Origin of the sequence: Paenibacillus sp. SAFN-117 (genome assembly GCF_051966115.1) — a bacterium.
Classification (GTDB): domain Bacteria; phylum Bacillota; class Bacilli; order Paenibacillales; family NBRC-103111; genus Paenibacillus_L; species Paenibacillus_L residui.
In genome coordinates, this window is the sequence record NZ_JBQCLK010000090.1 from 1 (window position 1) to 1,241 (window position 1,241).

Consider the following 1,241-nt stretch of genomic DNA (forward strand, 5'->3'; position numbering starts at 1 on the left):
GGTCAAGTCCTGACTCTTGTGTAAAATTCACTACAATGTTTTCTACACTGGATTATTAGCCTAGCTTTCTCTTGTTAAATGTTTTTTCATATTCCATCAGCACCGCTCCGATCAAGCGAAAAGCGGATTGTGTATTCGGAAATATACGAATCACATTCTCTCTTCTTCGCACTTCCTGGTTTAACCGTTCTAAGGAGTTTGTGCTACGGATATGTTTTCGAATCGGCTCAGGATGAATCATGTACTGTATGGTGTCTTCAAAGCCGTCTTCAAGAATCTCTAATGCCTTTTTGAAACGAGGCTCCTCGCCATAACGATGTATGAGTTCAGACTTAAAGGTGCGCATGTCATCGATCGTTACGGCTTCAAAGATACGTTTAATCATCGTCCGTATTTCAGCGGTATCTTTCTTCGGGAGCGCATTAAAAATGTTACGCTTAAAGTGGACATTACACCTTTGCCAGCTCGTTCCGATGAATTCACGTTCAATCGCTTTCTTCAGCCCACCATGTGCATCTGAAATGACCAACTTGGGAGACTGGATGCCACGTGATTTAAGATACTGAAAGAATCTACTCCAGCCGTCAAAGCTTTCTGCATGGTCGACCATCAATCCGATGATTTCGCGTTGGTTGTTTTTGTTCAGTGCGGTTGCGATATAGACGGCTTTTGATACAACCCGCTGATCTTCACGTACTTTGATGTACATGGCATCAACAAATAAATATGGAAAGTACATCACATTCAGTGGACGATTCGCCCAGGCATTCACGATCGGATCCAGCTTTTCTGTTAGTGAAGAGACAAAGGACTTGGAGATCCTTTCACCACATAGTTGTTCTACGACTTTTGTAACCTTACGAGTCGAGACGCCGTTGATCACCATTTCCAACATAGAAAGTACAAGTGCTTGTTCGCAGCGTGCGTACTTCTCAAAGACGGTAGGTGAGAATTCTCCCTCGCGTGTACGAGGAACACGCAAGGTTACTTTTCCAATGTTCATGACTAAATCACGCTCATAGTAACCATTTCTGTAATCCTGACGTTCCGAAGTACGCTCATAGGCAGCAGCTTGTAGATAATGATCTCGTTCCCTTTCCATGAATTCATTTAGCACCAATACGATCGTCGACTTCACAACTGTTTCAATATTGGAACTCATAACGGACTCTTTCAAGTGATCAATGTTTAAGTTAAACTGTAGTTGGGTCACTATAAATCCTCCTCATGCTCATGTATTT

The 1,241-nt window shown here is 42.5% G+C and carries 1 protein-coding gene; it reads right to left on the reverse strand.

The window, feature by feature from the left end; translation table 11 throughout:
- Nucleotides 1-55: 55 nt before the first annotated feature.
- Nucleotides 56-1,213, reverse strand: coding sequence for an IS256 family transposase (locus ACTHRH_RS25660; RefSeq protein ID WP_440418287.1), 1,158 nt, complete (start codon nt 1,211-1,213; stop codon nt 56-58).
- Nucleotides 1,214-1,241 lie beyond the last annotated feature (28 nt).